Annotated in this window: 2 protein-coding genes; both read left to right on the top strand. The window is 49.1% G+C overall.

All coding sequences use genetic code 11. The features are described from left to right. Positions 1-275: 275 nt before the first annotated feature. On the top strand, positions 276-875 hold the full coding sequence (locus tag MMIC_RS12210; protein WP_143144960.1) for a hypothetical protein: 600 nt from the start codon (positions 276-278) through the stop codon (positions 873-875). 77 nt (positions 876-952) lie between these two features. Continuing rightward, positions 953-3706 carry a DNA polymerase I gene (gene polA, locus MMIC_RS12205; protein ID WP_072660749.1) on the top strand — a complete coding sequence of 918 codons (2754 nt, stop codon included), beginning with the start codon at positions 953-955 and terminating at the stop codon, positions 3704-3706. Positions 3707-3873: the final 167 nt, after the last annotated feature.

The following is a 3873-nucleotide window of genomic DNA, read 5'->3' as shown; positions in this document are numbered from 1 at the left end:
TGTTCCTGACAGAAAGACTGAAATATCGGCAACTGTTTTGATCTTCCTTTCGTCCATCTGGATAAGCATCCCCATATGATGGACAGGACAACTACGTTTTCAGACTCATTTCATATTGGAAAAGACTGGCATTTGCCCTATTCAAAAGCATGGTCTATAACATATTTAAAGTCGGTATTCACTATTTTCAAATGTTCTTGATACAGCTGAACTTAATACAATGCGCCGCCGCCCACACAGGGTGAATAATACCGACCAGAAACAGGGAGAAACTCGTGAACCGGTTCAACACAATGGCCTTAATACATCTGGTGCTTCTGGCACTTGCATTGGCAGGCTGCGCACCTAAAAGCCACACACCACCGGCCGTAAAACAAAACAAGCAGAAGCTCTCTGCCACTGTAAACAAGTCTTATGACATCACATGGGAAACCTTGTTCCGATATGCTGGCTCATCATTTTTTACCATTGAACGTTTTGATAAATCATCAGGCCTGATGATTCTCTCATTCGGCTCTTCAAATGCACATGAATATATTGATTGTGGCAACATCAACGACAGATCCGTCGAGCGTAAGTATGCAGGTCCCTATACAAGTTATCTGGAGCAATTTGCCGGGGCAAAGCTGCAGGGAAGCATGAGCATTGCTGTCACTGAAATCAGTCCAAAAAAAACCAGCATCAGAGTCAATGGCAAATATAAATTTGCCACAAAACTCACCCGCCCAACACTACTGACGTTTGATTCCGGATCTTCAGCAACGATCTCCGTATTGAAAGAAGATACAAAGACTGGTGATTTGGATACACAAACATGCCACTCTACTTACAAGGCAGAAAATAAAATCATGCAGGTCATTGCATCGTTGAAATAAGCCTGCCAGACAAGCATATCTGAGTCTGGAACAAAAACACAAATTGACCGGACACAAATGTAGGGCAGGTTATGCATATGCCCCATTTAGTTCTTATCGACGGTCCCAACTATGTATTTCGTGCTTTCCACGCGGTACGTCATAATCTCACCAATTCAAAAGGTGAACCGACCAATGCCGTGTTCGGTTATGTGCAGATGCTGCGCAGTATTCTCAAAGACCTTGGCCCCACACATGTGTCCGTAGTCTTCGACCCCAAGGGTGGCACATTCCGTAACGAAATGTATGCCGACTATAAAGCGCATCGCCCGCCTATGCCTGAAGAGCTCGCATCACAGTGGCCATGGGTACATAAGGTTACCGATGCATTCAATCTCAATCGCATCTGTATCAAAAATTACGAGGCTGATGATGTCATTGCCACCCTGGCCAGACAGGCGGAAGCCAAAGGCTGGGACGTCACGATTGTTTCCACCGACAAAGACCTGATGCAACTGGTCAGCGACAAAATCTGGATGCTCGATACCATGAAGCGTGTCGAATACGGTGCGGAAGAGGTAAAAGAGAAATGGGGTGTAGGCCCCGAACGCATCCAGGACCTTCTGGCACTTGCCGGAGATTCGGCCGATAACATTCCGGGTGTGCCGGGCATCGGCCCCAAAACTGCAGTCCAGCTACTGGAAACCTACGGTGACCTTGAAGGTGTACTTAGCCATGCACCCGAGATCAAACAAAATAAACGCCGTGAAAACCTGATCGAGTTTGCTGAAGATGCACGTCTCTCCTATCGACTGGTTGCACTGGATATGCAGACACCTGTCGGCATTGAACTGGATGCACTGGCTGTCAGTGAACCAGATCGGCCGAAATTGAAATCCCTGTTCGAACGCCTTGAATTCCGACGTCTGTTAAGTGAATTCAGCGATGCTGAACAGGATGAGTCAACGACTACTGCTGAGCCCATCACGGATGAAGCCCCCCCGGCAGAAAGCAACAGCATTGCAATCAAGCGAACCGACATTCTCGTCGATGATGAGCACAAGCTGAATCAGCTTGTGGCTGCGCTGGAAGCCGCAGAGCTAATTGCCATGGACACTGAAACCACATCCATGCGCACACACGATGCAGAATTGGTAGGTCTATCTTTTTCAGTGCGTGAAGGCGAAGCTTATTATCTCCCTGTCGGCCATCGCGCCGGCGATCTACTGGAGCCGAAACCGAAACAGCTGCCACTGGAAACCGTGCTTGCCGCACTGCGTCCTGTTCTCGAAAGTCCGGACCTGGCCAAATGCGGCCACAATCTTAAATATGATACACAGGTTCTGCGCCGGATCGGTATTCATCTGGCCGGCATCAAGGCCGACTCGATGCTGCTCGCCTACTGCCTCTATCCCGGTAAATATCCACCCAAAATGGATACGGTGTCTGAAGACTATCTGGGTCAAAGTTGTATCTCGTATGAAGAAGTAGCCGGCAAAGGAGCCAAGCAGATCGGATTTGATCTGGTAACGCTTGAAAACGCTGTGCCTTATGCCTGTGAAGATGCGGATATCGCACTTCGCCTGAGCACTCTTTTGAGTAACAAACTCAGCAAAAAATCCCGTCTAAAGCGGCATGATGAGATTGAACTGCCACTCTCAATGGTGCTGGCTGATATGGAATGGCATGGCGCGCGCATTGATAGCGCTCAACTTGCCGAACTATCCAGCCGATTTGGCGAACGCATTCAACAGTTGCAAACAGAAATTCATCTTGCCGCAGGAGAAGAGTTCAATATCCAGTCACCCAAACAGCTTGGAGAACTGCTGTTTGACAAGCTCGGTATTGATGGGGGTAAAAAGACCAAGTCAGGGCAGTGGGCAACCGGGCAGGAGGTACTGGAAAAGCTTGCAGTTGAACATGAAATTCCACGCCTGATTCTGGAAGTACGCCAACTCTCCAAACTTAAATCGACATACACAGATGCGCTGCCAAAACTGATCCACCGCGAAACGGGCCGTGTACATACCTCATTTAATCAGGCCATCACCACCACCGGGCGACTCTCATCCTCGGATCCCAATTTGCAGAATATTCCAATCCGCAGCTCCGAGGGACGTGAAATTCGCAAGGCTTTCATTGCAGAGCCCGGCAATATACTGATTGCTGGCGACTATTCACAGATCGAGCTCCGGCTGATGGCACACTTCTCTGAGGATACTGCACTCTGCCGTGCATTTGAACATGGTGAAGATATCCATGCTGCAACTGCCGCCGCTGTAAATGACATTGCTCTGGCTGATGTAAGCGGTGAGATGCGCAGGCGCGCCAAGGTTATCAATTTCGGCATCCTCTATGGCATGAGCGTTTTTGGGCTGGCCAAACAACTGGGCATCAGCAGAGGTGAATCCCAAGCCTTCATCGAAACCTACTTTAATCGCTATCCTACCGTGCGTGCCTTCATGGATGAAACACTGGAGAAAGCACGCGAAGAGGGTTTCGTTGAAACATTGCTCCAGCACCGGGTCTATGTGCCTGAAATCACCAGCAAAAACGGCATGCGGCGCGCTTATGCCGAACGCACAGCTATCAATGCGCCACTGCAAGGTTCGGCAGCTGATATTATCAAGGTCGCGATGATCAACCTGCATCGACGGCTGCAACAAGAGGCTCCGGATGCAGCGATTATACTGCAAGTGCATGATGAACTTATTGTCGAAGTGGCAGAGGATCAGGCTGAAAAGGTTGCGGCAATCATGAAAGAGAGCATGGAATCTGCCATTCAATTGCGTGTACCGCTGATTGTGGATATCGGCATGGGAAACAGCTGGTTTGAAGCGCACCAGTTATAAGCGATGAACAGACAGGTTCATAACTTTTTTAACAATATACCTCACTGCTGTCCGGTTAAGCATTGAGCAGTGCCATCTGGCGAGGATTCACGGTCGGTTTTCGCTTTGGAGGCGGTGAGCTTCCTCCCAGCAATTCGGCGATATTCCTTCGCTGCATGAGGTTGACC

The organism is Mariprofundus micogutta (genome assembly GCF_001895085.1).
In the GTDB taxonomy this organism is placed as follows: domain Bacteria; phylum Pseudomonadota; class Zetaproteobacteria; order Mariprofundales; family Mariprofundaceae; genus Mariprofundus; species Mariprofundus micogutta.
The sequence above is the reverse complement of the archived record's forward strand: the minus strand, read 5'-3'. Positions and strand labels throughout refer to the sequence as shown.